Source organism: Bartonella sp. B41 (assembly GCF_053795765.1).
Genome location: NZ_CP200037.1, coordinates 898,998 through 925,855 on the forward strand (window position 1 = coordinate 898,998; position 26,858 = coordinate 925,855).

The following is a 26,858-nucleotide window of genomic DNA, read 5'->3' on the forward strand; positions in this document are numbered from 1 at the left end:
CCAACTATAAAATGAAGAGATTTAAAGCTCGGTAAATAAATACTACAATCCAGAAAAGAATAATTGAGATTTAGAAAAATCCATTATCCAATTTTTAACGCTAAAAATTTATAAAATAGACACTTCATTTTTTCACTTCTCCTTGGAACAAGCGATTTTTTAAAATAATTTTGTTAACCTCTTTTAAAAATAAAAATATTTTGTTAACCACTATCATAGATAGTAGAAACTTCGGTAGTAGTTGTTGCGTGTACTGCTGAAACATTCATGAACACTTTTATGATAAGTGTTTGTTTTATGAAATCATTTTTATAAACATACAGGTTTACCAACTGTTATAGAGCAAAGTAGCTCCACCTGATTCGGGAAGAGCGAAGTGAGGGATCTAAAATGCGCGTATTATTAATTGAAGATGATAAAGTAACCACTCAAAGCATTGAATTAATGCTAAAGTCAGAAAATTTTAATGTCTATATCACCGATTTAGGTGAAGAAGGCGTCGATTTAGGCAAGCTTTATGATTATGATATCATTCTGCTTGATCTAAATTTACCTGATATGTCAGGCTATGATGTATTACGAACCCTAAGACTAGCAAAAATTAAAACTCCTGTTCTCATCCTTTCTGGAATGAGTGCTATTGAAGACAAGGTTCGCGGATTCGGATTTGGTGCTGATGACTATATGACTAAACCTTTTCATAAAGAAGAGCTAATTGCACGTATTCACGCGGTTGTACGTCGCTCAAAGGGGCATGCACAATCAGTTATTGTTACTGGCGATCTTACCGTTAATCTCGATGCTAAGACCGTCACAGTTGCTGGACACCCTATTCACTTAACTGGTAAAGAATATCAAATGCTAGAATTGCTCTCTCTGAGAAAAGGTACAACCCTTACTAAGGAAATGTTTCTTAACCATCTTTACGGTGGAATGGATGAGCCAGAACTTAAAATTATTGATGTTTTTATCTGTAAACTGCGGAAAAAGCTGGAAGCAGTATCTTCTGGTGTAAACTATATTGATACCGTTTGGGGACGCGGCTACGTACTGCGTGATCCAGTTGAACAAAATGTCCGCAAAACCGCTTAAGAGATAAGGCAAATATTCAAAATCTCGGAGTAGCGGACCGAGATTTTATCCTGTTAAAGAAATATCTTTAACATAAAGAGGCGTTCACCAACAAAAAAGCTTAAAAGTAATCTCCTATAAATCATAAACATAGTATAAATTATCTTTATACTTATTCAGATTTAGCAATTTCATCTAACAGAGAAGTCTTTCACACCTTCTAAAACAATACAACCGTCAGCTTCATTAACATTTATTTTCATGCCCGTTGTTTCGGCAAGAAACAGTGTATAGTAGAATTGTATTACATGAGCGTCAATAAGATCTTCATGAAATTTTCCGTCATATAACTCAATAAAGTGAACGGGAAGATGTAAAGTTTCGCCATAAATCTCAAATCGAAAAGAACGCTTTTTTTCATCTTGTAGAATTATAACAACTATTTCACCACCACGAGAAGCTGTTGCATTTGCAATCAATAATAAATTGAGCAACAGCTTAACTTCATCTTTTGGCAAAAAAAGTGTAGGAACCTGCCATTTTAAAATTGCCTTTTCTTCTTTCATATACTGTTGAGCAACCTTCTCAGCAGAACGCGTATCTATTTGACATTCAACAGCCCCAGAAAATCCAAAGGCCAACCGTGCAAATTGTAAACGTGCAGAAGCATTTGCGACAGACAAACGTACCAATTGTAAAGCATCTTCATCAACCCCTCCCTCATCGTAGAGCTCCATTGCATTTTGGATAGCACCAATCGGTGAAATCAAATCATGACAAATACGGCTACAAAGCAAAGCAGCAAGATCAACGGACTTTAAAGAAACAGCTAATGTCATAATTATTGATCACTCCCAAATTAAAAAATAATACCCATGTTGAAGCAAAATTCTTAAAGTAAAATATTTGCATATATATGGAATATTAAAAATTATGCTAATTTTTTTTCAAAGCAAATTCAAAAATTTAAATAACCTAGCAACATATTTTTATTTGAATCGAACAAAAATCTTAATATTATTTTCCCTTCTGTAATCAACGATAAAAGGAAAAATCTCATGACCTCTTCCTATCTGCTACGCCTGTATAAAAATATTATCCCTTCAATATTCCTTTTATTTGTAGTGGTTAGTACAGCATATTCTCAAAAAGCAAAACAAGACATACCGCATTATTCGTTACAAGAAATTATCGAATCTGGCCGCGAATTTTTTGGTAACACAGCAGGTGGCATAGCAGTAGCAATTGAGAATATCTTTTCTAAATACGGTTATCCAAATGCTTATATTTTGGGTGAAGAAGCTTCTGGTGCTTTTTTTGCTGGATTAACTTACGGCGAAGGAAATGTTTTTATAAAGGGTGACAACCAACAGAAGGTCTTTTGGCAAGGCCCTTCTTTTGGATGGGATTTTGGAGGTCAAGGTTCTCGTTTAATGATCTTAGTTTATGATCTCAACAATATAAATAATTTATGGGGACGCTATGGCGGTATTTCAGGTTCGGCCTATTTAATTGCAGGTGTTGGTTTTCATGTCCTAAAACGCAATAACACATTGCTGGTTCCAGTACGCACAGGAGTTGGCGCACGCCTTGGAATAAATGTAGGATATTTAAAATTGACACGCAAACCAACATGGAATCCATTTTAAATGGATTCTCATTTAAAAGGGAACTTATGCTCATCCAATCACTTCTTTTCTTTATTCTTGGAATTGCTTTGGCTTCTTGGTTATTAGTGCTTTTTTCTCCTATTATTTGGAGCAGAGCCGTTCACTTTGCGCATAAATTTGTTTCCGCACAAATTCCATCATCATACGCTGAAATACAAGCAAACTACGACTTTCTCCGTGCCAAACATAGTACGGAATTGGCGCGTAATGAACAAAAATATAACTCCCTACAAGAAAAATACGCCAAACAAAAGATACAGCTCAGCCAAACTAAGGAACAGCTGTACCAATTATTTTTTCCTAACCATCCTGCACCTTCCCTTTCCAATAAAAAGAGAGCTACTACCATAAAGGATGAACAAAATGCTTTCATAAAAAATACCTTTGTAATAGAAACTAGAATTATGCGTGAAAAAATTGCATATTATCGGAAGCGTCTGCAAGAAATTCAGCTCGATGAACTTGATGCTGTTTCTAGCCTTCAGCTTTTGAGCGAATTACGTGAAGAAATACAAGAATTCTCTGCAACATTAGCTGCAAAAATAGCACTGCAAGAAGGTAAGAATTCACCCATAAACACACTAACCAAAAATTCTAAAAACAAGAAAGATCTAGCATACCGTATTCACAAAAAAATACACTACACTAAAAAAACACCCCTTACATAAATTACCTGTTTAATAAAGTTCATTATGTATTGTAACATTATTTTCTTGCCAGAACAAAATACCTGCAAAGAGATGAGAAACATGTTATTAAAAGGAAATAACACTAAGAAAAGGGATTTTCTCAAGAATGGTAAAAATCTCTTATTCTCTGAATAACCATATCCTGATCATTTCGTGTCAAGTATGGATGCATAGGTAAACTTAAAACACAATCTGATAAAGAATCAGAAACAGAAAGAGAACCCTTTAAATAAGAAAAATGTTGATACGCTGGCTGCTTATGTAGTGGAGTTTTGTAATACACCATCGTAGGAATGGAGTTTTCGTGTAAATATTTCTGTAATCTATCACGACTTTTCGCTTTAATGGTATATTGTGCATAAGCGCACCGAGACCCACTCTCTACTTCCGGAACGGTAACAATATCTTTTAAATTATTGGAATAATACTGAGCAATTTCTACACGCTTTTCCATCTCATCTTCGAAAATGGCGAGTTTCTCTAGCAAAATAGCAGCTTGAATTGTATCTAAACGTGAGTTTAATCCAATACGTACATTATCATACTGCGTCTTACCTTTGCCATGAAACAAAATAGAACGTAGAAGTTCCGCCAAATTATCATCATTAGTCATCATAGCACCTCCATCACCGTAACACCCCAATGGTTTTGCTGGATAAAAGCTAGTTGCAGCAACATCACCAAAAGCACCACACATAACATCGCCAATCTTACCACCTATTGATTGAGCACTATCCTCAATAATTAAGAGATTTTCCCTAGCAGCTATCATAGAAATTTGTTTATGATTTGCAGGAAGCCCAAATAAATCAACAGGAATTATTGCCTTTGGTTGAAGACGTCCCTCTTTTTTAACCATTACGATCGCTTCACAAATTTTTTCAACATCAATATTAAATGTATCAGGCATAACATCAACAAAGACAGGTTCTGCTCCTACCAATGCAACAACTTCAGCAGTTGCAGAAAATGTGAAGCTAGGACAAAAGACAGCATCACCTGGACCAATATTTTTAGCCATAAGGGGCATCTTCAACGCATCAGTTCCATTCGCACAAGCAATCACATGCTTAACACCAAGATAATCTGCCAAACGCTCTTCAAATTCTGTTACTTTCGGACCCAAAATATACTTACCGCTAGCAACAACATGCGCAACCGCAGCGTTAATTTTATCCTCAATGCGCGCACGCTGAGCCCCAAGGTCAATGAATTGCATATTAACTCCATGATAATTACAATAATGCAGAATCGCTGCTTACCTCTTTCATTTACGATAATTGACACCAGCAGCAGTTAAAATCCGTAAAACAGCAACAGCATCATCACCACCTGTACGAGGCGATTGACGCGTTTTAATACAATGAAGAAAATGCTGTAATTCACAAGTGAGCGGCAAACCTTCATGAATATCAATATAACTCGGCTCATTCACATTAAAAGCAAATCCTTTATCTTCCTTCCAAACTGCAAAACTATGAAGCGCCAACTTACGACTCCACGGTTCCATATCATCAAAAACAAGCGTAGCCTTTGTACCAACAACCGTCAAACGCCTCTCACGATAAGGACTAAGGCGTGAAGTAAAAAGATGACTACGCACACCATTGGGAAAAATTAAGTGAATATGGGAAAAATCAGAAAGTCTATCAACTACAGCAGCTCCCTCCCCCCAGACTTCGGAAGGCTCACACCCTGTCAAAGCTAAAATCATTGAGAGATCATGAGGGGCAAGATCCCATAAAGCATCACTCTGAGTATGAAATTTCCCGAAGCCTAATCTATGAGAATAAATGTAGCGTATATCGCCAAGATCTCCCTCAGCCACCAATTCACACATTTTTTCAAAAGCAGGATGAAATCGTAAAATATGACCTACCATAAAAATTCGTCCACATTCATTAGCAACTTGGACTTGGTACTCAGCGTCAGCCACATTTAAAGCAATTGGTTTTTCAACTAAAACATCTTTACCATTTTGAACAGCATGCAAAGCATTTTCTGTATGAAATTGCGGAGGTAATGCCAACACCAATGCATCAATATCTGCATGAACAAAGAGATCCTTCGGCACAATAGCTTCAATACCATAAGCACGTGCAAGAACCATAGCACGCTCAATGTCTACATCAGAAACTGCCGCCAAAGACCCAAGATCACGGAGTGTTCGTACATGATTTTCACCCCAATAACCACATCCTAAAACCGCCACACGTGGCAACATTCTTATGCCTTACCCTACTAACTATAAAAAAATATACTTCTAAGTATTTTCATATCGAGGATAAAACAGAATGACAAGTAAAAAGCTCAAAAGCGACGCTTGACATATCACTATTCTACCCCTTATATCCGACAAGAGCAAAGTGAGCTGTGTAATTGTTTATTCATTTTGGCGGAGTAGCTCAGTAGGTTAGAGCAGAGGAATCATAATCCTTGTGTCGGGGGTTCAAATCCCTCCTCCGCTACCGTACCCTTCTTTACAGTATATTTTAGTGTCTTACCTTGCTGCAAATTCTCTTACAATCTACAAAAAATTTTTTGTAAAAATCAAAAAAATCTCACTTTTAACGATTTTATCGTCATTAGTTTACACAGTTTCGATAATAATAAAAAAAACAGCTAGAATAACTTTTATTTATAGTTAGAAATTTTCTATAAAACCCTCTTCCTTTTTTTAAAGACAGAACTTAAAACAGAAAAACTTCATTATCTTCTCTGCTAAATCTTATCACATTCTTTCTTTTCTATGAGAAATCGGAGCAATACTGGCTTCAAAAAACATTTTTGTATAACCATTTTTTGCACGCAAATTGCGCAAATCATTATTGCTAAGCTCTTCAAGAATAACCCCCTGATGCATAATCCCAACACGTTCACATATATGAGCAATAACAGCAAGATCGTGTGATACCATCAAATAAGTCAAGTTCTTTTCTTCCCGCAGAGATTTCAATAAATTCAAAATTTCAGCCTGCACAGACACATCCAAAGCGGATGTTGGTTCATCAAGTAACAAAACCTCGGGTTCAATAATCAAAGCCCGTGCTAAAGCAATACGCTGACGCTGTCCTCCTGACAATTCATGAGGATAACGATAAAGAAAAGAAGAATCTAAACCAACAGAACCCAAAATATTGTATACTCTTTCTTTTCGATTACCTATATTATAAATTGAAAGAGGTTCAGAAAGCACAGTATGCACCATTTTTCTTGGATGGAGCGAAGAATAAGGATCTTGAAAAACGATTTGAATACGACGTAAAAAAGATTTGCTTCTTTTTCGTAATATTTCTTCTCCGTCAAAGATAAAAGTTCCATTATAATGAGAAATTAACCCTATTAATGCATTCAAAATTGTTGATTTTCCACAACCTGATTCACCAATCAAACCGTAAGCTTCGCCACGCTTAATATGAAAATTAACATTTTTAACAACTGTTACAGCCCTATATCCACTCCCAAATGTCACAGACAAATCAGAAACATCAATAATATTTTCATAATTTGTCATTGAAAATCCCTTCAACACCATTAACAATTGTTGGACCATATACCCAATCAGAATTTCGTTCAGGAACAGCCAAAACATCAACCGGCTTATCAAGCCGTGGCAAACTATCTAGCAAAGCCCTTGTATAAGGATGACACGCTCGTGATAAATCTCGAGCAAGCAACTCTTCCACAATGCGACCAGCATACATAACCAAAACACGATCGCAAAAATCAGCAATCATATTCAAATCATGACTAATAAAAATAAGTCCGGCACCAGATTGTGCCACAAGCTCATCTAACACAGATAAAACTTGACATCTTACAGTAATATCGAGAGCAGAAGTTGGCTCATCTGCAATAATCAAGTCAGGCTTTGGAATAAGCATCATAGCAATCATAACTCGCTGTCCCATTCCACCTGATATTTCATGAGGAAATAGCCGCATAACATTTTCAGAGTTACGAATATGAACCGACTCTAGCATTGCAGTTGCTTTTTCCCACGCCTCCGCTTTTGAAACACGATTATGAATACGGTAAGCCTCCATAATCTGATCCCCAATCCGAACCAATGGATTCAAAGAATACTTAGGATCCTGTAAAATCATTGAAATACGTTTCCCCCGAATTGTTCTCATCTCAGATTCACTTGCCGCCAATAAATCAACATTATGAAAACGCATTTTTCTTGCTTTGACAATTGCTAAACTTGGACTCAGTTTCAAGATCGCACGCCCAGTTATTGATTTCCCAGATCCTGATTCTCCAACAATTCCAATTTTTTCTTTTCCAACAGAAAGATTAACACCACGCACAACTTCTGAAACTCCACACGACGTAGGAAAAGAAATGCGTAAATCTTCTATCTCTAATAATTTCTTATCCATTGCGTGGATCCAATACATCACGAAACCCATCACCTAAAAGATTAAATCCAAGACTTGTCAACAGTATCGCACAGCCTGGTATTGCAGCCAACCACCAACTTGTCATCATAAATTCACGACCAGCAGAAAGCATAGCACCCCATTCAGGACTTGGAGGCTGAGCACCTAAACCCAAAAAGCCAAGACCCGCGGCTGTCAAAATAATCCCAGACATATTCAATGTTAACCAAACAATAACTGAAGGAATACACATTGGCGCCACATGAAACAGAATAATCCGCAAAGCCGACGCTCCTTGTAAATAAACAGCCGCAACATAGTCAGAAGAACGTATAGTTAAGGTTTCAGCACGTGCCAAACGAGCTATCGGTGGCCAAGCCGCAATTGAAATTGCAATCGCAGCATTCTCAATCCCTGGACCTAAAGCTGCTGAAAAAGCAAGCGCCAAAATTAAACTTGGAAATGCAAGAAAAATATCAACTATACGCATGAAAACAGTATCAACTATTCCCCCCACATAGCCAGAAACAATACCAACAATAAGCCCTATCGGTCCAACAATAACCGTAGTTAAAAAAACAATATAAAGAGTGATACGCGCTCCAAAAATTAAACGGCTGAAAATATCACGCCCTAACTCATCTGTTCCAAAATAATGCAGCATAGATGGAGGCTGCAAACGATCACCAAGATCATTTTTTAAAATGTCATGCGTAGCAATCCAAGGAGCAAAAACCGCACACAAAACAACAATAAAAACAATTGCCATACCTAATAAAGCAGAAGGATTATTAGAAAATTTGACCAAAGCATAATAAAATCTCTGCACATTTGCTTGAAATGCTGACTGTGGAACGGATCCATCCACCCAACACTTTAAAGAAGATAGTAAATTAAATTTATTATGAATGATTGCCATATTCAACGTGTCCTCGGATCAAAAATACGATAAAGTAAATCAGAAAATAAATTAATGACGACAAAAGAAAATCCTACAAGCAAAGTGCATCCCACCACCGCATTCATATCCCCTGCTAAAAGAGCATTGGTTAAGTACCGTCCAAAGCCAGGCCAAGCAAAAACCGTCTCGGTCAAGACAGCGCCATCTAATAAAAAGGCATACGAAAGAGCAACGACAGTAATAGTTTGAACAATCGTATTAGGAAAAGCATGCCCCCAAACTGTTCGCATCCACGATAATCCTTTAACACGAGCAGTAATAATGTATTCCTGATTGAGCTGTTCAATCATAAATCCACGAGTCATACGACTAATATAAGCCATAGATCCAAATGCAAGGATTAAAGCAGGCATAATGATATGGCTAAAAACATTACCAAAAACTTCCCATTGCCCTTGCCTAGCAGTATCCCAAAGGAAAAATCCTGTTTTAGGTTCAAAAGAGTATTCATATATAAAATCAATACGTCCTGGAGAACCAATCCAATTAAGCTTAACATAAAAGACCAATAACGCCATCAACCCAAGCCAGAAATTTGGTATTGAATAACTAAGTAATGTGAAAATACGAACAAAATAATCAATGAATGAATTACGATACATCGCTGCAAACACACCCAATGGAACACCAAAACTCGTACCAATAATAATAGCAACCGTTGCCAACTCTACTGTTGCAGGAAACACTCGCGCAATATCTGTCAAAACAGGATATCCAGAAGTCAAAGAATCTCCAAAATCAAACATGAAAACATTTTTAAGATAATGCCAATATTGAACAATCAAAGGCTGATCAAAACCCAATTTATGAAACATTGCATCATAAGCTTCTTGACTAATATTGTCACCAAGGATAGCAAGAATAGGATCTAAAGGAAGAATGCGACCAATAAAAAAAGTAATCGTCACCAAACCAAGCAACGTAATAAAAATAGATACCAACAGCTTAAACACCTTGAGGAAAACGAACCACACCAGAAGACTTCTCTTCTCAGATGAAACGACTCTTTCTGATTTCAAAAATGGAAAAGCCATTATAATAATCCCCTCAAAACTGTAAGATACGAGCTTAACGCTTCTTTGCACATAATCAAATAAATTTAATCGGACATTATTCGTAACATACTTACACCTATTTTTGTATCTTATCATAATAAGTTCTATAGCTGTTCCAAACCCACTTTTTTACAGAGGCTCCCATACCAACGATGTAATATGTCTGAAATAAATAAACCATAGGACCATGATTAAACATATAAAGCTGCAAATCCTTATATTGCTTAAGACGTCTATTTTGATCTTTCTCAAACCAAGCATCCATTACCATTTTATTTGCTTTTTCATCATAATAACCAGCGCGCAAAGCCAAATACATACCATGCTTCTTAGTAAAAGTTGGATCAGGATTAAAAACACTGTGCAACGAAGAAGGATGTGCATCAGGATCAGCTGAATTCCATCCCATAATAGCCATGTCATAATTTCCACCACGAACACGCCTAAGTAATTGAGCTTGCGCCATTTTTTCTATCGTGAGCTTAATTCCAACTTTGCGTGCAGTTACTTGGATAGACTGCGCAACAGGCGACATATAAGAAAGACTACCAATCAAGAGATTGGCTTCAAAACCATTAGGATAACCCGCCTCGCTTATCAAGCATTTGGCTTTCTCTAAATCCAATTTAAAGGGTAATCCTTCCTTTTCATCCAAAGCGCCAAATACACCCAGTGGCATATAACTCGCACGTGGAATTGCGATCCCTTTTAAAACAGTTTTGCCAAGTTTGTCATAATCAACCAAATAACGTAAAGCTAATCTCACTTTTTCGTTGGATAATGCTGCATTCCTATTATTTAACGACAAGTAAACAGACTGAGGACGCAAAACACGGGAAATTTTAATTGCTCCATTCCTTTTTTCAAGATCTAAAATATCTTCGGAAGAAAGATCCCTCGCTACATCCACATCACCCTTTTCTAAAAGCAATCTCTGACTTGCTGGTTCAGCTACATGAAGCACCGTAATCTGCTTAATTTTTGGCTCATCACCCCAATAATGCTGATTAGCCCGCAACACAACCTTATCACTTGGAACCCATCTCACCAATTTATAAGGCCCAACACAAGCTGAATGCGTGGTTAAATATTTATTGCCCATATCGCCATTAACACTGTTCGCCTCAAGAGTTTGTCGATCAAGTAACGCAGACGCGTAAGACTGCCCAATAACGCTTAAAACCAAAGACACGGGATAAGGCTTATCAAATTTCAACTGCAAAGTCGTTTCATCAATGGCCTGAATATTTTTTTCGACATTATCTTTAGTCAAGCCATAGTCTATTAAAGACTGTGCATAACTATACCCTAATTTAACAATCCGCTGCATTGACCAAGCAAGATCATGTGCCGTTGCCTTTCTTCCATCACCAAATTTCAAATTGTGACGAAGATGAAAAATTATTGTTTTCCCATCATCTGAAACATCCCAAGACTGAGCCATAGCAGGACGAATTTTTGCAGCATCACGCTGATCAAACTGCACTAACGCACTGCACATATTCAGCAATAATTCACTCGTTATAGTCGTAAGCGCCTGTGCCGGATCAAAACTACTGACTGCATCTATGTTCCACGCCATCACCAACGTATCTTTGGGTGGTGCACCAAAAGATAATGACATAAATATATTCAAAAAACTGAATGAAATATAAAATCTTTTAAATACTTCTTTCACTTTCATCTCGTTCCCAACCTTTGCATTTTAGCTCTTTCTGCACAAACGAAGGAACTATGCTAACTTCTATCTGAGATTGAAATCACCAACAAACTCATCAAACATTCTGGTATCAACATTAATTCAATGCACAAAAATTATACTTTGAACAAATAATAGCCCATACAACATCCCAACCTAGTTTCTCCAATACAGAAGCACTTCTTCATTATCCGTATCTTATTATCACTCTATTTCATAGAGTCTAGAACACATACTTACTTCTCAATCAAATTATAGAAAATATGCGGCCCATTATTCCAAACCCACTTTTTAACGGAAGGGGCAATAGATGCCCTGCTGTATCTTTGATAAATAAAAGCATAAGGCCCTTTTTGCATAAGTTCACGCTGTAAATTAGCATATTTTTCTATTCGTTTTTGCCGATCTTTTTCAAATAAAGCACCTTCAACCTTCCGATTCATATCAGCATCAAAATACCCATGTTGCCAACTAGGATAGGCTGTATTTTTAGCCTCAAAACGATTATCAGGATTGAAAATAATACGTGAAGCCATCGTATGAGGATCAGCTGAATCATTATTCCATCCAACAAAAATTGTATCAAAAGTGCGGGCATAAAGCTTTGAAAATAACTGCGAACCTGCTAAACGTTCGATTTTAAGGCGCACTCCCACTTTTTCTGCATTATTTTGAATCGACTGTGCAAGTTCCAAAGCATAAGGAAACGCTGGCACTAAAAAATTTGCTTCAAATCCATTTGGATAACCCGCTTCAATTAAAAGTTGCTTAGCTTTCTGAATATCAAACTTAAAGGGTTGTCCCTCTTTTTCACTCAAAGCTCCTAAAATACCAATAGGAATAAAACTCGCGCGCGCAACAGCACCATCTTTAAGTACCGTCTTTTCCAAACCGTCGTAATCAATAAGATAACGCATAGCTAAACGTACTTTTTCATTGGCAAAAACAGGGTTTGTCATATTAAACCCCCAGTACATCATAGAAAACTCTAATACCTTTTCAACTCTGACATCTGTTGTCGCTTGAAGATCAGCTAAATCATCAGGTGTTAAATCACGTGCAACATCGACATCTTGTTTTTGCAACAATAAACGCTGCGTACTTGGCTCAGAAACATGGCGAATTAAAATTTTCTTAAGCTTAGGCGCCTCACCCCAATAATAAGGGCTAGCATGCAACAAAACCCCTTCATTAGGACGCCAACTTTTCAACTGATATGGTCCAACACAAGCAGCATGAGCAGCCAAATACCGGCTTCCCAAATCACCATCCTTTTCATGCTTCATGATTGTTTCACGATCAAGCAAAATAGCAACTGGACGAGACATAACATGATCCAGAAGAAGCTCACCAGGATAGGGTTTATCAAATTTCATCACTACAGTTTTATCATCCGGCGCCTGAATAGCATCATCGACTGTCTGCGCCGTAATACCATAATCGATAAATGTAGACGCACCAGCCATCTTTAATTTTATAACCCGTTTCATACTCCAAACAAGATCACTTGCGCGGGCAGTACGACCATCAAAAAATTTTAAATTATCGCGCAAATGAAAGGTGATTGTCGTGCTATAATCATCACTCGAGATATCCCAACTTTCTGCAAGACGTGGCACTAATTTAGTTACATCATTTGGATCAGAACTAACTAAGGTGTCACAAACATTGGTAATAATTTCGCTACTATAAACATCATTCACTTGTGCAGGATCAAACGAAGTAATAGCATCTATGTTCCAAACCATTACAAGTGTGTCAACAGGTGTCTTTGCCGATGCGTCTGATACCTGCTGTAGAAATGCAACTGCGGCAAAAAAAGCAGAAACAAAATAACTATTACCTCTCAATATTTTTTTCTTCAAATTCATAAATCTTCCCTCTTTAATGTCGTCACACCAACCAATTATCCTTAAAAGAATAATAAATTCATAGCAGTAAAAACTGAACAAGACGCAATTCACAACCTAAACATAATCGCTTTCCTACCAGCATATTGAATGCATCTCAACTAGATCTTTAAATATGTTACACACGAGAAAACCACCGCACAAAAATCATAAACCAACCGTTTCACTCCCTTAAACTATATTAGAAATACAAACGGATAAACTTCAAAAGAAATAGCACTCCTCAAGATACACAATCCAAAGTTAGCTCTTATCTTGACCATATCATCGTGATAAATTAAGCAATTTGTGAAGCATAAAAACCTTGGTAAATGTTACCTAAAGCTTACCAAAGTTAAGTATCTTTTCTGAAAAATTCCCAAAATACATAAAATCTAATAACTCCTCAGTAGAGGAACTATCAAATAACAAAGAATAATACAAGCATTCTTAAGAAATTTAATATCAATTTAATTTAATAAGAAAACAAAGATTAAACCAGTTAAAGTCCCTCTCTGTTCAACCAGTCAACAATAAACAAGATTCATACATGATAAGAGAATTCAAGCGATATTTAACGACAAAAACATCCTTCAAGATGACCATTAACCATTCCTATTGCTTGCATAAAAGAATAACAAATTGTTGGTCCAACAAATGTCCAACCCCGCTTCTTTAAATCTGCAGCCAAATGGAAGGAGGGAAACGGGATAGAATTATCCGTTAAAACTTGCAAATTCACCGCCTGATGGTACTGAATTTTTGGTAATTGAAAAGACCAAAAATAACAGGATAAACTGCCTAATTCTTCAACAATCTTTAATGCTTTTAAGGCGTTATTAATCACTGAACGAATCTTTCCTTGATGACGAACAATACCTTTATCCAACATCAATATTCTAATTTTTTCCTCGTTGTAATGAGCAATCTTTTCAAAATCAAAACCATCAAAAGCTTTACGAAAATGAGGAATCTTTTTTAAAATTGTTAGCCAAGAAAGCCCTGCTTGAAAACTTTCAAGACAAATTTTCTCAAACAAAAGACGATCATCAAAAACAAGCTTGCCCCATTCATTGTCATGGTAGGCACAATAAAGCGGATCAGTTCCAGCCCATGAGCAACGAATTTTTCCGTCTACTCCTATCAAAAGTCCCTTATCAAGCAATGAATTCATCTCATTAAAAGAGCGTTCCTTGATCATCTTTTTTTGACTTTACCCGCTTAAATATTGAAGATCGATTAAGAGCACGATCGTGTACTGAAACATTAATTTCACCATCAAAAAAACGTAAATTTACCGGCTCTGTTTGAGGGAACTGCGTCAACCGTTTAATTGGTTTATTATCTTGCCCTAAAGCTAAAACGAAACCACGCTCCAAAATATTTTGATACGAAGTACTTCGTAAAAGTCTAAATACACCCTCTATATGAGTACGTTTCTTCTCAACATTATGTAAAAATGCATAATGGAGACGTGCAGTATATTCCTTTGTAGTGCGTTGTGCTTTTTCAAAATTTAATAATCGAGGTAAAAAACGCGGGCTAAGTAAATGAAAATAATTTTTTTTTCTATCATAACTCACACAAAGAGAACGCTGTAAACGACTCGATATCTCGTTTAATTGAGCACGTTTTTTTTCAACATTGTGCAAAAAAACGTGATGGAATCGTGAAGTATATCCCTTCACATTATATTTAGCGCTTTCAAAATTTAACAAACGAGGTAAAAGACGCAATTTAACTGAATGAAAATAAAAATGTTTTTTATCATAGCTTACACAAAAAGCACGTTGCAAACGACTTGATGTTTCATCAAATTTTCGTCGTGGTAAAGCAAACAGTTGATCGGCAGTAGGAAGTGCGCGCGCAAGTGCGCGCAATTTTTGCTGATTAGAATCAAAATAACGCACCATTCCCTTGTGTAAACGTGCTCCAAGAGACGCTACCTGCATTGTGAGATCAATTTTAACAGGAACAGCTCGTTCTGCTGCCCCTGTTGGAGTTGGAGCACGCCAATCAGAAACATAATCAATTAAAGTCCAATCCGTTTCATGCCCCACAGCAGAAATAACTGGGAGGATAGATGCATAAACAGCACGAACAACAGATTCATCATTAAACCCCCATAAATCCTCTAAACTGCCTCCACCACGCGCCACAATAATAAGATCAGGCCTAGGAACAATACCATCCAAAGGCAACGCATTAAAGCCTTCAATAGCAGCAGCTACTTCCAAGCCGCTTGTTTCTCCCTGAACACGTACAGGCCAAACCAAAATATGCAAAGGGAAACGATCCGATATGCGGTGAATAATATCACGAATAACAGCGCCTGTCGGCGACGTCACGACGCCTATAATTCGCGGCATATAAGGCAAAGGCTTCTTCTTTTCTTGATCAAATAAACCCTCATCAGCAAACTTCTTCTTGCGATCTTCTAAAAGTTTCATCCAAGCGCCAACACCTGCTGGCTCAAGAGATTCAATGACAATTTGATATTTCGATGATCCTAAATAGGTCGTAAGTTTTCCTACAGCAACCACTTCCATCCCTTCTTCAGGAAGAAGTTTGAACTTTTTCATAGACCCACACCAAATAACAGCCTCTAACCGTGCTTTATCATCTTTTAAAGCAAAGTAAGCATGTCCTGAAGAATGAGCACCACGGTAACCTGATATCTCTCCACGCACGCGTACATAACCAAATTTTTCCTCAACAATACGCTTTAAAGCTACAGATATTTCAGAAACACTAAATTCTGCTACATTTGTTGTGACTGTTTTTTTACTAAACAAATTCATATTTTTTTTCAATTAATGAAGTTAACATCTACTACGAACACACTCTAACTAAAAGATAATTTTAGCAAATATTTCCATATAATTACGATGGAAATCTTAATTTTCGTATTTTCATTTTATCTTGCATATTTTGCAAAATAAATGCGCAATGCGCAAAGATTCACAATAACTAATCTTTTCTACTAATCTCTTCGAAAAATTAAACGACATAAAAAACCTGTACTTACAGCTACAAATACCGCAATTATACCATATAAAAAACTGTGTTTATGAGCTCCATCGAAAATTGTATAGGCAATATGGGCTTTAACAATTTCAAGGGTTGTAGCTGCACTGTCAATACACTGACCGTCGCGAAAAAGATAAGCACGAACCTTATAATTCCCTACAGGAATATTCGCCGGCAATTGAAAATGTGCCGTAAAGAGTGTACCTGAACCAAAATGAACACCACCAATTTCTTCATTATAAAGTTTTTTAGCTTTTTGCAATTTTATAAGTTCATCCCGAAAAATTTGTATTTTTGCTTGGTTCTGTTCATCCGTTTTCAGTAAAAAATTGGACAATCCAAGCCCAAAATATTTATAATTTTCAGCACTGGTAATATCGTTAATTTCACGTGTCGTTACCACTGAGTAAAAAAGAGGAGCATTTTTAAAAATAAGGGAATCTGCATTAATCCAAACCCCAGCATTGCGCTTCTTTTCTCTCATGACTACCGGTTTAGCTTGTCCCTCTAAGCTAACAACAACATCATAGCGATGCTCTTGAGAATACGACGAATCAATATTTTCTAAAACACCCGCAATATAAAGATCGCCACCATCAAAATATGCGTCAATTGTAATTATATTTGTTGTTACAATAATTTGGATAGTCTCGTGATCAGAAGATATAGATTCCTTACTAATATGCGCCAATGTAGAAAAAGAAACGACGCAAAACCAGCTTACAACCATGCATAGAGAAAAAAATCTACCCATTTTTATCTCATAAGAATATCTAGAGAAAAAAGGTTATCAGGACGTATAAATAATTGAAAAGCCAAACGCATACACACAATTAATACCAAAAATGCAAGTGCCATACGCAATTGCTCAGCCTTGAATTTTTGTCCAGCTCGTATTCCATATTGCACTCCAACACTTCCTCCAAGCATCAACAAAAAAGCCAAAACAATATCAACAGATTGATTGCTTACACTTTGTAAGACCGTAGTAAAAGAAGATACAAATGTAATCTGAAAAAGTGAAGTTCCAATTACCACACCCGTTGGAACACGCAAAAGGTAAATAAGTGCCGGTACCATGAAAAATCCTCCACCAATCCCCATAATAGAAGACAGCAACCCGACAATGAAACCAATCCCTAAAACTGGGATAAGACTAACATAGATCATTGATGTTCGAAAACGCATTTTAAATGGCAAGCGATGGATCCAATTATGTCTTCCAGCAAGGCGAACAGAAGCTTTTTTTTCCTTGTGCTGCCGTACCATGTTGCACCAACTTTCAACAATCATTAAACTCCCAACACTCCCAAGAAGAATCACGTAAAGAAGCGAAATAATCAAATCTAACTGACCTAATTTTTTCAGAACAGAAAAAATTTGAACTCCAATTAAGGAACCAACTCCTCCTCCAATAACTAAAAGAATACCAAGTTTGATATCAAGAGTACGTCTTTTAAAATGTGTAATTGCCCCCGTTACAGATGATGCAATCATCTGATTAGCTCCTGTGCTAACAGCAACAGCAGGAGGAACATTATAGAAAATTAATAAAGGTGTAATCAAAAAACCACCACCAATACCAAAAAGACCAGAAAAAAAACCAGCAACCACTCCCATACCAATCAAAATCAGCATGTTGAGAGACATTTCAGCAATTGGCAAATAAATACTCACTTACAGAACCTTCAATATAGTTTTGAATTTGTTTGGAAATTTCAAAGCTCTTCTTCGACAATCTTGGTCACGTTTTTTATAGCAATTTTAGACGCACTCTATTCTATAATGTCGTCACACCAACCAATTATCCTTCTTTGCAAAGTCATAAATTGTTCCCACCATTCTCATATTTGTTGACCTAACGTTTGTTGACCTAACGGAAACATCATAAAACTAAAAAAAACGCCACCCTTCTAAAAAACCATAAAAACATAGCGCTATCGTCGCCATAAATGCAATAATTAAAAGACATTTAAAAGTTTTTTTAAAAAAATGACCTAAAGAAAAAAGAACCCCACAAAGCTCCATTTTGAAAGAATCCACAAGTTGATCATCTCCAACACAATCACAAAAATCCTGAATATGAGAATAACCTTCTTTCATTTCTGAATATTTTATAAACTTCTCCGCATCTTTTTCAGAAGACTCCATAGAGCTATTTTTCAGCAAATAACTTTCCAGACTTTGTTGCGACTCATTTCCAGCACCCACTTTCCCAGTGTTCATTTGGATCGTATTCGCGCTATTTTTTTCTGAAAAGTGCACATCTTGGAGTGAAAAACATCCATCGTTTTCTTCATACGTTGTACGCGCAAGATGATGAATGACAGAATCTAGAGATTTTGAATGAAACGTGCGCCTTGCTGTCGTATTTTCTTTTGATCTTTTTTTCTCATCATGCAATCCTTGAATAAGCACTTTAATCTGCTCTAAATGTACAAAAAACTCTTTTTCTTTCTGACGACGAGTATAATACTCAACTAAAATTGCCCGACTAATATCATCCAAATAAGATTTGAAATTATCATCTACAGAGCTTGGATATGTGACTTGATGATATGGACGCACCATCTTCATTTGTGCATAAACAGAGCGCAATTTTGCAGCAATTTTCAACATGGTTACTTCAGAAGGCGCATTTATTTCCTCTTTTTTTTCAAGACCGCAAGCAGAAGATGTGTCGTACACAACCTGATTTATAGTATTACTCTTTGTATTCACAAACGCTACCCCTCATGTCCTTTACTCAAAAAATTGCCCGAATGAATGCAAAGTATTCTCTATTTTGGTAAATATAGCTTTAAAAATTACCCAAAATGTTTAAAATAGAGGAAATCCTGCATCTACTCTCAACATTTAAATTGAGCAATGCCTCCTCTCACTATTGTACCATTACATTGCAATATACTCATGATAAGCTATGTATATGGAACTAAAAGAGGAATCTTGATTTTTTATTCACACACTATCCTCACTTCTTTTGTTTCCAGTTTTTCTTATAATGCTGTTTCACAAATTGTGGTAAATGAGTTCAACTTTTAAATTGATACTTTTATTTTTATTCAAATGAAGGACACCATTATAAAAGAAAGAAAAATATCTTATAATAACAATAAAAGAGTACACGCAAACGTAAGAAAGCTTATATAATTTAAAAATAGTACAGTAAAGATTCATTTATCCATAATTGAATCTCTTACCGGTTATAACTACAAATTCGTAATCGTATAAATCAAAGAGGATCATCATGAAAGTAATTGTCGCTGTCAAACGTGTTGTTGATCATAATATCAAGGTACGCGTCAAATCTGATGGCACAAGTGTTGATCTTTCCCATGTGAAAATGTCTATGAACCCTTTTGACGAAATTGCCGTAGAAGAAGCAGTTCGACAAAAAGAGGCTGGAAAAATTTCAGAAATCGTTCTTATTTCAATTGGATCAGAATCAGCCCAAGAAACTTTGCGAGCAGGACTTGCAATGGGAGCTGATCGAGCTATCATCGTAAAAACTGAAGAAACACTTGAGCCCTTGATAATCGCTAAAATTCTTAGAGTTATTATTAATGAAGAAAAACCAAACGTGGTATTTTTGGGTAAACAAGCCATCGATGACGACAGCAATCAGACGGGACAAATGCTGGCTGGCCTTCTTGGTTGGGGACAAGCCACTTTTGCCTCACATATAAACATAGAAAATAAACATGTCACCGTCACTCGAGAAGTAGATAATGGAACACAAACTATTTGCCTCCCCCTTCCCATAGTCATAACAGTTGACTTGCAATTAAACGAACCTCGCTACACTTCTTTAGCAAACATTATAAAAGCGAAAAAAAAACCAATTGAACAAAAAATGCTTTCTGATCTTGGTATAGACACACGATCCCGTTTAAAAGTACTTCGCGTTGAGGAACCATCTCCCCGTAAATCTGGTGTAAAAGTTGCTAATGTAGCAGAACTCATCAAGGCACTCAAACAAACAAATCACTTTAATATTCTGTAACTGATAGATCAAAAAATGCATAAAAGGGCAAAAACCTATGGCAATTCTTTTATTGGGTGAACACAATATAGAGGAAACTGCAAAAGCGCTTACTGCTGCTAGAGCAATTAACGATGATATAGACATATTAATATGCGGAACAAAAATTTATGAACTAGCTGAAAACTTCGCCAAATTAGATGGCGTACGGCAAATTTTCATTGCTGAATCCGACTATTTAACTCACCAATTAGCTGAACCTGTTGCAGACACAATTCTCAAATTAGCAGGTAACTATAATACAATCATGGCAGCCTCTACCAGCACTGGCAAGAATGTAATGCCACGTGTAGCTGCTCTTCTTGACCTGATACAAATTTCAGATGTTATTTCAATTGTCGCACCTAATATCTTTAAGAGACCAATTTATGCAGGAAATGCTGTCGAAACTGTGCAAACTAATGACGATAAAGTCGTTATAACAATTCGCACAGCCTCCTTCTCTCCAACGCTCTTCCAAGATAAAACTGCTCCTATTAAAAAAATAACACCAGCTCCTAATCCAAACCTTTCTTCTTTCGTCAAAGAGGAAACCAATGAAAGTGACCGCCCCAACATTACCTCAGCGCGAGTCATTATATCAGGCGGACGTGGTCTAGGTTCTCAAGAACAATTTATGGCACTCCTTTTACCCCTTGCAAACAAGATGAAAGCTGCTTTAGGAGCTAGCCGAGCAGCGGTTGATGCAGGCTATGCTCCTAATGATTGGCAAATTGGACAAACAGGTAAAATTGTTGCTCCAGAATTGTATATTGCCGTAGGTATTTCTGGTGCAATACAGCATTTAGCAGGCATAATGGATTCACAAATTATCGTAGCCATTAATCAAGATGAAAAAGCCCCCATTATGCAGGTTGCTGATTATGCTCTTGTAGGCGACCTTCACCAAATTATTCCAGAATTAGAGAAAGCTTTATAAACCATGAGTTCACCCATGCACCACAAACGAGAAAGCATGGAATTTGACGTAGTAATTGTAGGAGCTGGACCAGCAGGACTCTCCGCTGCAATTCGTCTAAAACAAATTAACCCAAAACTTTCTGTTACCATCGTCGAAAAAGGTTCCGAAGTTGGTGCCCATATTCTATCTGGTGCAATCGTTGATCCCATCGGCATTGATACACTTTTACCGGAATGGAAAAATGAATACGATCATCCTTTTAAAACACCTGTTACGGATGATCAATTTTTTTTTCTGAAACAAAAAGGGGCAGTAGCATTTCCAAATATACTTCACCCCAAAATCTTATCAAATAACGGTTGCTATATTGTCTCGCTTGGCGATGTATGCCGTTGGCTCAGCAAAAAAGCTGAAGCGCTCGGCATCGAAATCTATCCAGGTTTTACCATATCACACACTATCCAAAATGATAACGGAGCCATCACTGGTGTTCTCACAGGTGATATGGGTCTTGAAAAAGATGGAACACCTGGGGAAAATTATATGCCAGGTATGGAATTATTAGCAAAATATACGCTAATAGCAGAAGGAGCACGCGGCTCAATTACAAAGCAACTAATCCAAAAATTTGATCTTAGCAAAAACCGTGAACCACAAAAATTTGGCCTCGGTCTCAAGGAGCTATGGGAAATTGATCCACAAAAACATAAGCTTGGTCTAGTCCAACATTTCATTGGCTGGCCACTAGACAATAACACCAGTGGTGGTGGTTTTCTATATCATCAAGAAAACAATTTAATCTCTGTCGGTTTTGTTGTGCATTTAGATTACAAAAATCCTTATCTCTCTCCTTTTGAAGAATTTCAACGTTTTAAAACACATCCAAAACTATATGAAATTTTTAAGGAAGCAAAACGACTCTCTTATGGAGCGCGCACTATAAGTAACGGTGGCTGGCAATCTGTACCAAAACTTACCTTTCCAGGTGGAGCACTTATTGGCTGTGCTGCAGGTTTTGTTAATTCTCCGCGTATCAAAGGATCACATAATGCCATCTTATCAGGAATATTAGCAGCCGACAAAATTGCTTTAGCTATCTCTCAAGGTCGCTCCCACGATGAAATAAAAGAAATAGAAGAAAATTGGCGCAACAGCCCCATTGGACAAGACCTTTATAAGGTACGCAACGTCAAACCACTCTGGACAAAATACGGCACAAAATATGGGATTCAACTTGCTGCTTTTGACATGTGGTGGCAACATTTATTCGGATTTTCTTTCTTTAAAACACTGCCCCATGAAAAAGAAGATTATGCGTGCCTCGAACCAGCAGAAAAATTCCAACCCATTCTTTATCAAAAACCAGACGGTATTGTAACCTTTGACCGGCTCTCAAGTACCGCACTTTCTAATACACACCATCAAGAAAATCAACCTTGTCATCTAAAAATAGAATCCTTAGAAAAACAAGAAAACTCTGAATATAAAATCTACGGAGGCCCCTCAGCACGCTATTGCCCTGCCGCTGTCTATGAATGGTTGGATTATAATGATCGCAAAACTTATGTTATCAACGCCTCAAATTGCTTACATTGTAAAGCGTGTGATATCAAAGATCCAAACCAAAATATTAATTGGACATGTCCACAAGGAGGTGAAGGACCAATTTATCCAAATATGTAATCATTTTCTTCCAAAGTCTAAATCTATCAAAATTAGACAAATCCTATCATATCTTCTCAAACAAAAATTTTATCCTTTATAACTGAAAATACACTGCACCTCAGTCATCCAATAATTAAAACCTTCCAATGACTCCATGAAATTTTTCATAAAACCTGTATTTGAAATTAAAATTCTAAGTACCAATCCAACACAAAAATCCCCTCGCAAAACAGTTTTGCAAATTCGGTATTTATTTAGCAAATACAAACATCCCTTATCCGAATCATAAGAAAAAACATTGACCGAATTTCTAATTTTTAGATAAAGTTTTCACTCTTTGCAAAGTAGTTTCAAGAGCTATTTTTAAAGCCGCTGTCCCTCCTTGATGAGAAAAACAATTTGATAAAAGTTCGTTTGTTCCACCCTTTGTTGAAAACTCCTTCTCAAGCAGTGCAAAATCAAGAATTTTATAACAATCACCTGCAGCCATTTTGCACATTTCATCAGTAAGATTTCTGAACATCATAGAAAGAAAAACAGCCGATTGTTCTTTCTTTAACCCTTGCGACATAAACCACTGATGTGCCGTTTCCATAAAATTAAAATAAACTCCCATCAATGAACCAGCAGTCATGAAAAGGTTAAACTGATCTTCTGTATCCAATACCAGTGTACCACCTAATGCATCAAATAAAATGCGTAAAAACGGATGATCAGGATAAATCGGCGTCAAATTTTTGCATTCTGCTACAAAAGGAAGCGGAACAGCGCGATAAACCTTATGACCAATCCATTTTTCAATTTCTGCAGCTTTTGCCATAGCAAGAAAAGAAACAACAAGCTGTTCTTGACGAAAGTGAAGAGGACGCAAAACTTCTTCCGCACTTTGATTAGGAAGACAAAGAAAAACACAATCACTGACATCCAGTAATGCTTGGTTATCTTCAGCAATTGCTACCTTATCATAACGCTGTGAAAGATGCTCCGCTGTTTGTATATTACGCGGTGAAACAGTAATGGAAAGAACATCAAAAGAACTTGCCATCAAACCATCTACCATTGAAGCGCTGATTTTGCCTGTTCCTAAAAATCCAATTTTCATTTTTTCTCCTCTTTTATGTAGACACCTTATAGTCTTCTTGCTGCCATCATTAAGTGAAAAATTCTCATTTACATGGCGTAAAAAATGCTGGAACGTGATATGGTAAACGCCATGGCAAAATCGCAATTAGGTCGAAACGCACACACAGAAGATGGTGATCTTTTTGTCGAGATAACCAAAGATCAGCAGCTGCCTCAATACGCTTTTCGCTCATCCATGAAACCGCTTCCATTGCTTCAGCTAATGTTGAACGTGCTTTTACTTCAACAATTAAGACAAGATTTCCACGCCGCGCGATCAAGTCAATTTCACCACACTTTGTTTTAAAACGAACTTCAGCAATGTAAAACCCCTTGAAACGTAACCACCATGCTGCCAATTTTTCTGCATAAATACCTCGATAAAAAGATTTTCGTCTGCGTTCTTTTTGCATGATTTTACAACGCATTTTTCAAAAAAGTTAACCGCTGAAAAAGTTCTTGCTTTTTTAAACCAGTTTTTTGAGATACTAAAGCGGCTGCTTTAGCAGCAGAGTGGACACTCGCAAATTCTAATAACATCTCATCAATCTCCTGGCCATTTATTACTTCCAAAGAAGCAAGTGCTTTTCCAACAAGCACAACTATTTCTCCACGAATATGTACTTTCTTTCTGTAGTCTTCAAACAAATTTCCCAAATTGGAAACATCCACCGTTTCAAATTTTTTTGTCAATTCACGGCATATTGCAGCTGGTCTATTAGCAGAAAAAATAGAAATCATATCCTGTAAACTTTCTATGAGACGATGAGGAGACTCATAAAAAATTAAAGTCGCAGAAATAGATCTTAATTGCTGTAACTGCTTTTTACGCGATACCTTCCGAGCACTCAAAAAGCCTGCGAAAAAAAAACTATCAGTAGGAAACCCCGTTGTAACGAGAGCAGCTAAAAGCGCTGAAGCACCAGGAATCGGAATAATTTTGTAGCCAGCTTCGCGTGCCTCCTTCACTAATCTAAAACCAGGATCAGAAATAAGCGGTGTTCCAGCATCAGATACAAGTGCTACAGTTTTTCCTTCAGCCAAAGCCGTTAGTAATTTTAATCCTGCTTTTTTTGCATTATGTTCATGATAAAGAAAAGGTTTTTTCTGAATACCATAGCGTTCCAATAAAACCCGCGTAACCCGTGTATCCTCACATGCCAAAATATCAACTCCTGCAAGAACTTGCAAAGCACGAAGAGTGATATCCGAAAGATTTCCAATAGGCGTTGCCACAAGATAAAGCGCTGATTCTATGGTAGGTACAGAATAAGCATGAGCACCTATAAAATACGTTTTTTCACTCATACCCTTCTTTCATTAAAATAATATTTTATATTTCAGATTATTTGGTCTTAGCAAAAGCCATAAAAAAACACAAAATCTAAACGAAACTGTTTTTTACTCGGTTAACAATAGCACGATAAAGCCTTGCGTACTCCCCATCAGGATTAGAAATAAAAATTGGCACACCATTATCTGAAGAAGATCGTAAAGATGCATCAAGAGGAATTTCTGCAAGAAAAGGTATACCTCGACGTTCTGCTTCTGCACGCGCACCACCATAACCGAAAATATCGTAACGTTTTCCTGTATCAGGAGCAATAAAATAACTCATATTCTCAATCAGCCCTAAAATAGGAACATTAACTTTCATAAACATCTCTATCGCTTTACGAGCGTCAATCAATGCAAGATCTTGCGGAGTAGAAACAATCAATGCGCCAGTCAACTGCACTTGTTGAGCAAGTGTTAATTGCGCATCACCCGTACCTGGTGGCATATCAACCACTAAGACATCCAGTGGCTTCCATAAAACATCTCTTAGCAACTGCGTCACAGCTGCCATCACCATTGGTCCACGCCATACAACCGGCTTTTCTTCTTCAACTAAAAAACCCATCGACATCAATTTAAGATTAAATTTTTCAATTGGTTGAAGCCTTTTTCCATCAATAAACTGTGGTTTTTGGTGAACAAGTCCTGTCAAACGCGGCAAAGATGGGCCATAAACATCGGCATCCATCAAACCCGTGTTGAAACCAGAATCTTGCAAAGCTAAGGCAATATTTATCGCCATTGTAGATTTACCAACTCCTCCTTTTCCAGAAGCAACTGCAATCACATGTTGTACTCCTTCTATCGGCATTTTTATAGGCAATCCACTTACCTTACGTTTTTGTGAAGAAAAAATTGCATCATTATGCGACTGAGAAGATGAAAATAATGTCGATTTTTTTTCTGCTGTAAGTGTGACGATAACAGACTCAACTCCATCTATAGCACACACAATTTTTTCGGCAGTTCGGCGCAGAAAATCCCATTCCCTAATACGACCATCAGGAACCGTAATAGAAAAGAAAACTTTACCATTCGCAACCAGTATTTCTGAAAGAAGCCCAAGCGACACAATATCACTTTCAGAATCTAACCCTTTTACTTTACGTAACTCTTCTCGAATAATCTCACTTGTAACAGGATTCACACTATTCCCCCTCTTAACAAATGCAAAGTAACACGATAAGCAAAATGAAAAAACTCAAAATTAATAACCAAAAAATCTCTCATCTCTATACATAAAAATTGTAGAGTGTAAACATTATGCGAATCTCACTTCCAATAAAAAATTTTAAACATAAAATTTGTTACAAAATTATGCCGAACATATCCTATTGCTCC

Annotated in this window: 24 protein-coding genes and 1 tRNA gene; 7 read left to right on the top strand and 18 right to left on the bottom strand. The window is 36.9% G+C overall.

Going from position 1 to position 26,858, the window contains the following annotated elements:
* Nucleotides 1-390 precede the first annotated feature (390 nt).
* Entirely contained in the window at nucleotides 391-1,092 is a 702-nt protein-coding gene (ctrA, locus tag V4P54_RS03885; RefSeq protein ID WP_455476744.1) for a response regulator transcription factor CtrA, read from the top strand.
* Nucleotides 1,093-1,262: 170 nt separating this feature from the next.
* On the opposite strand, the gene chpT is transcribed toward ctrA, so the two are convergent.
* Nucleotides 1,263-1,910 (bottom strand): histidine phosphotransferase ChpT, encoded by a 648-nt coding sequence (gene chpT / locus V4P54_RS03890; protein WP_455476745.1) that lies wholly within the window; start codon nucleotides 1,908-1,910, stop codon nucleotides 1,263-1,265.
* A gap of 219 nt (nucleotides 1,911-2,129) precedes the next feature.
* On the opposite strand from chpT, the gene V4P54_RS03895 reads away from it, so the two are divergent.
* Complete coding sequence (locus tag V4P54_RS03895) at nucleotides 2,130-2,720, top strand: DUF1134 domain-containing protein (protein WP_455476746.1); 591 nt, start codon at nucleotides 2,130-2,132, stop codon at nucleotides 2,718-2,720.
* Nucleotides 2,721-2,746: 26 nt separating this feature from the next.
* Nucleotides 2,747-3,409, top strand: coding sequence for a hypothetical protein (locus tag V4P54_RS03900; RefSeq protein ID WP_455476747.1), 663 nt, complete (start codon nucleotides 2,747-2,749; stop codon nucleotides 3,407-3,409).
* Between the two features lie 121 nt (nucleotides 3,410-3,530).
* Here V4P54_RS03900 and V4P54_RS03905 read toward each other — a convergent pair whose 3' ends face one another.
* Together V4P54_RS03905 and V4P54_RS03910 are read right to left on the bottom strand one after the other, a co-directional pair.
* Nucleotides 3,531-4,649 carry a DegT/DnrJ/EryC1/StrS family aminotransferase gene (locus V4P54_RS03905; RefSeq protein ID WP_455476748.1) on the bottom strand — a complete coding sequence of 373 codons (1,119 nt, stop codon included), beginning with the start codon at nucleotides 4,647-4,649 and terminating at the stop codon, nucleotides 3,531-3,533.
* A 48-nt stretch (nucleotides 4,650-4,697) separates the two neighbouring features.
* Nucleotides 4,698-5,654: a Gfo/Idh/MocA family protein gene (locus V4P54_RS03910; RefSeq protein ID WP_455476749.1), complete on the bottom strand. Its 957-nt coding sequence runs from the start codon at nucleotides 5,652-5,654 to the stop codon at nucleotides 4,698-4,700.
* 170 nt (nucleotides 5,655-5,824) lie between these two features.
* Here V4P54_RS03910 and V4P54_RS03915 point away from each other — a divergent pair.
* Nucleotides 5,825-5,898: transfer RNA gene (locus tag V4P54_RS03915), tRNA-Met, on the top strand.
* 263 nt (nucleotides 5,899-6,161) lie between these two features.
* Here the strand turns inward: V4P54_RS03915 and V4P54_RS03920 are convergent.
* The 11 genes from V4P54_RS03920 to V4P54_RS03970 all read right to left on the bottom strand — a co-directional run bounded on the left by V4P54_RS03920 (nucleotide 6,162) and on the right by V4P54_RS03970 (nucleotide 19,170).
* On the bottom strand, nucleotides 6,162-6,944 hold the full coding sequence (locus tag V4P54_RS03920; RefSeq protein WP_455476750.1) for an ABC transporter ATP-binding protein: 783 nt from the start codon (nucleotides 6,942-6,944) through the stop codon (nucleotides 6,162-6,164).
* Nucleotides 6,931-7,815 carry an ABC transporter ATP-binding protein gene (locus tag V4P54_RS03925; protein ID WP_455476751.1) on the bottom strand — a complete coding sequence of 295 codons (885 nt, stop codon included), beginning with the start codon at nucleotides 7,813-7,815 and terminating at the stop codon, nucleotides 6,931-6,933. The genes V4P54_RS03920 and V4P54_RS03925 overlap by 14 nt, the downstream gene beginning before the upstream one ends.
* Entirely contained in the window at nucleotides 7,808-8,734 is a 927-nt protein-coding gene (locus V4P54_RS03930) for an ABC transporter permease (RefSeq protein WP_455476752.1), read from the bottom strand. The genes V4P54_RS03925 and V4P54_RS03930 overlap by 8 nt, the downstream gene beginning before the upstream one ends.
* 2 nt (nucleotides 8,735-8,736) lie before the next feature.
* Complete coding sequence (locus V4P54_RS03935) at nucleotides 8,737-9,810, bottom strand: ABC transporter permease (protein ID WP_455476753.1); 1,074 nt, start codon at nucleotides 9,808-9,810, stop codon at nucleotides 8,737-8,739.
* A gap of 97 nt (nucleotides 9,811-9,907) precedes the next feature.
* Entirely contained in the window at nucleotides 9,908-11,515 is a 1,608-nt protein-coding gene (locus V4P54_RS03940; protein ID WP_455476754.1) for an ABC transporter substrate-binding protein, read from the bottom strand.
* Nucleotides 11,516-11,766: 251 nt separating this feature from the next.
* Entirely contained in the window at nucleotides 11,767-13,401 is a 1,635-nt protein-coding gene (locus V4P54_RS03945; RefSeq protein ID WP_455476755.1) for an ABC transporter substrate-binding protein, read from the bottom strand.
* Nucleotides 13,402-13,993: 592 nt separating this feature from the next.
* A complete protein-coding gene (locus V4P54_RS03950; RefSeq protein WP_455476756.1) occupies nucleotides 13,994-14,620 on the bottom strand; it encodes a DNA-3-methyladenine glycosylase I in 627 nt (208 codons plus the stop codon).
* Nucleotides 14,598-16,220, bottom strand: a complete 1,623-nt coding sequence (xseA, locus tag V4P54_RS03955; RefSeq protein ID WP_455476757.1) for an exodeoxyribonuclease VII large subunit — start codon at nucleotides 16,218-16,220, stop codon at nucleotides 14,598-14,600. The genes V4P54_RS03950 and xseA overlap by 23 nt, the downstream gene beginning before the upstream one ends.
* Nucleotides 16,221-16,402: 182 nt before the next feature.
* Nucleotides 16,403-17,203, bottom strand: coding sequence for a TIGR02186 family protein (locus V4P54_RS03960; RefSeq protein ID WP_455476758.1), 801 nt, complete (start codon nucleotides 17,201-17,203; stop codon nucleotides 16,403-16,405).
* Between the two features lie 2 nt (nucleotides 17,204-17,205).
* Nucleotides 17,206-18,126, bottom strand: a complete 921-nt coding sequence (locus V4P54_RS03965) for a sulfite exporter TauE/SafE family protein (RefSeq protein WP_455476759.1) — start codon at nucleotides 18,124-18,126, stop codon at nucleotides 17,206-17,208.
* Between the two features lie 216 nt (nucleotides 18,127-18,342).
* Nucleotides 18,343-19,170 (bottom strand): hypothetical protein, encoded by an 828-nt coding sequence (locus V4P54_RS03970; RefSeq protein ID WP_455476760.1) that lies wholly within the window; start codon nucleotides 19,168-19,170, stop codon nucleotides 18,343-18,345.
* 526 nt (nucleotides 19,171-19,696) lie between these two features.
* On the opposite strand from V4P54_RS03970, the gene V4P54_RS03975 reads away from it, so the two are divergent.
* From V4P54_RS03975 to V4P54_RS03985, 3 genes are read left to right on the top strand one after another with little or no spacing between them, the layout of a single operon-like run.
* Complete coding sequence (locus V4P54_RS03975) at nucleotides 19,697-20,452, top strand: electron transfer flavoprotein subunit beta/FixA family protein (RefSeq protein ID WP_455476761.1); 756 nt, start codon at nucleotides 19,697-19,699, stop codon at nucleotides 20,450-20,452.
* 37 nt (nucleotides 20,453-20,489) lie between these two features.
* Complete coding sequence (locus V4P54_RS03980; RefSeq protein ID WP_455476762.1) at nucleotides 20,490-21,410, top strand: electron transfer flavoprotein subunit alpha/FixB family protein; 921 nt, start codon at nucleotides 20,490-20,492, stop codon at nucleotides 21,408-21,410.
* Between the two features lie 3 nt (nucleotides 21,411-21,413).
* Entirely contained in the window at nucleotides 21,414-23,075 is a 1,662-nt protein-coding gene (locus tag V4P54_RS03985) for a 4Fe-4S dicluster domain-containing protein (RefSeq protein WP_455476763.1), read from the top strand.
* Between the two features lie 292 nt (nucleotides 23,076-23,367).
* Here the strand turns inward: V4P54_RS03985 and V4P54_RS03990 are convergent, their stop codons facing one another.
* The 4 genes from V4P54_RS03990 to V4P54_RS04005 all read right to left on the bottom strand — a co-directional run bounded on the left by V4P54_RS03990 (nucleotide 23,368) and on the right by V4P54_RS04005 (nucleotide 26,664).
* The gene (locus tag V4P54_RS03990; protein ID WP_455476764.1) at nucleotides 23,368-24,159 is read right to left on the bottom strand and encodes a pyrroline-5-carboxylate reductase; all 792 of its coding nucleotides are present in this window, start codon (nucleotides 24,157-24,159) and stop codon (nucleotides 23,368-23,370) included.
* Nucleotides 24,160-24,223: 64 nt separating this feature from the next.
* Nucleotides 24,224-24,592 (bottom strand): YraN family protein, encoded by a 369-nt coding sequence (locus tag V4P54_RS03995; RefSeq protein ID WP_455476765.1) that lies wholly within the window; start codon nucleotides 24,590-24,592, stop codon nucleotides 24,224-24,226.
* 4 nt (nucleotides 24,593-24,596) lie between these two features.
* Nucleotides 24,597-25,487: a 16S rRNA (cytidine(1402)-2'-O)-methyltransferase gene (gene rsmI, locus V4P54_RS04000; protein ID WP_455476766.1), complete on the bottom strand. Its 891-nt coding sequence runs from the start codon at nucleotides 25,485-25,487 to the stop codon at nucleotides 24,597-24,599.
* 76 nt (nucleotides 25,488-25,563) lie between these two features.
* The gene (locus V4P54_RS04005; protein WP_455476767.1) at nucleotides 25,564-26,664 is read right to left on the bottom strand and encodes an Mrp/NBP35 family ATP-binding protein; all 1,101 of its coding nucleotides are present in this window, start codon (nucleotides 26,662-26,664) and stop codon (nucleotides 25,564-25,566) included.
* Nucleotides 26,665-26,858 lie beyond the last annotated feature (194 nt).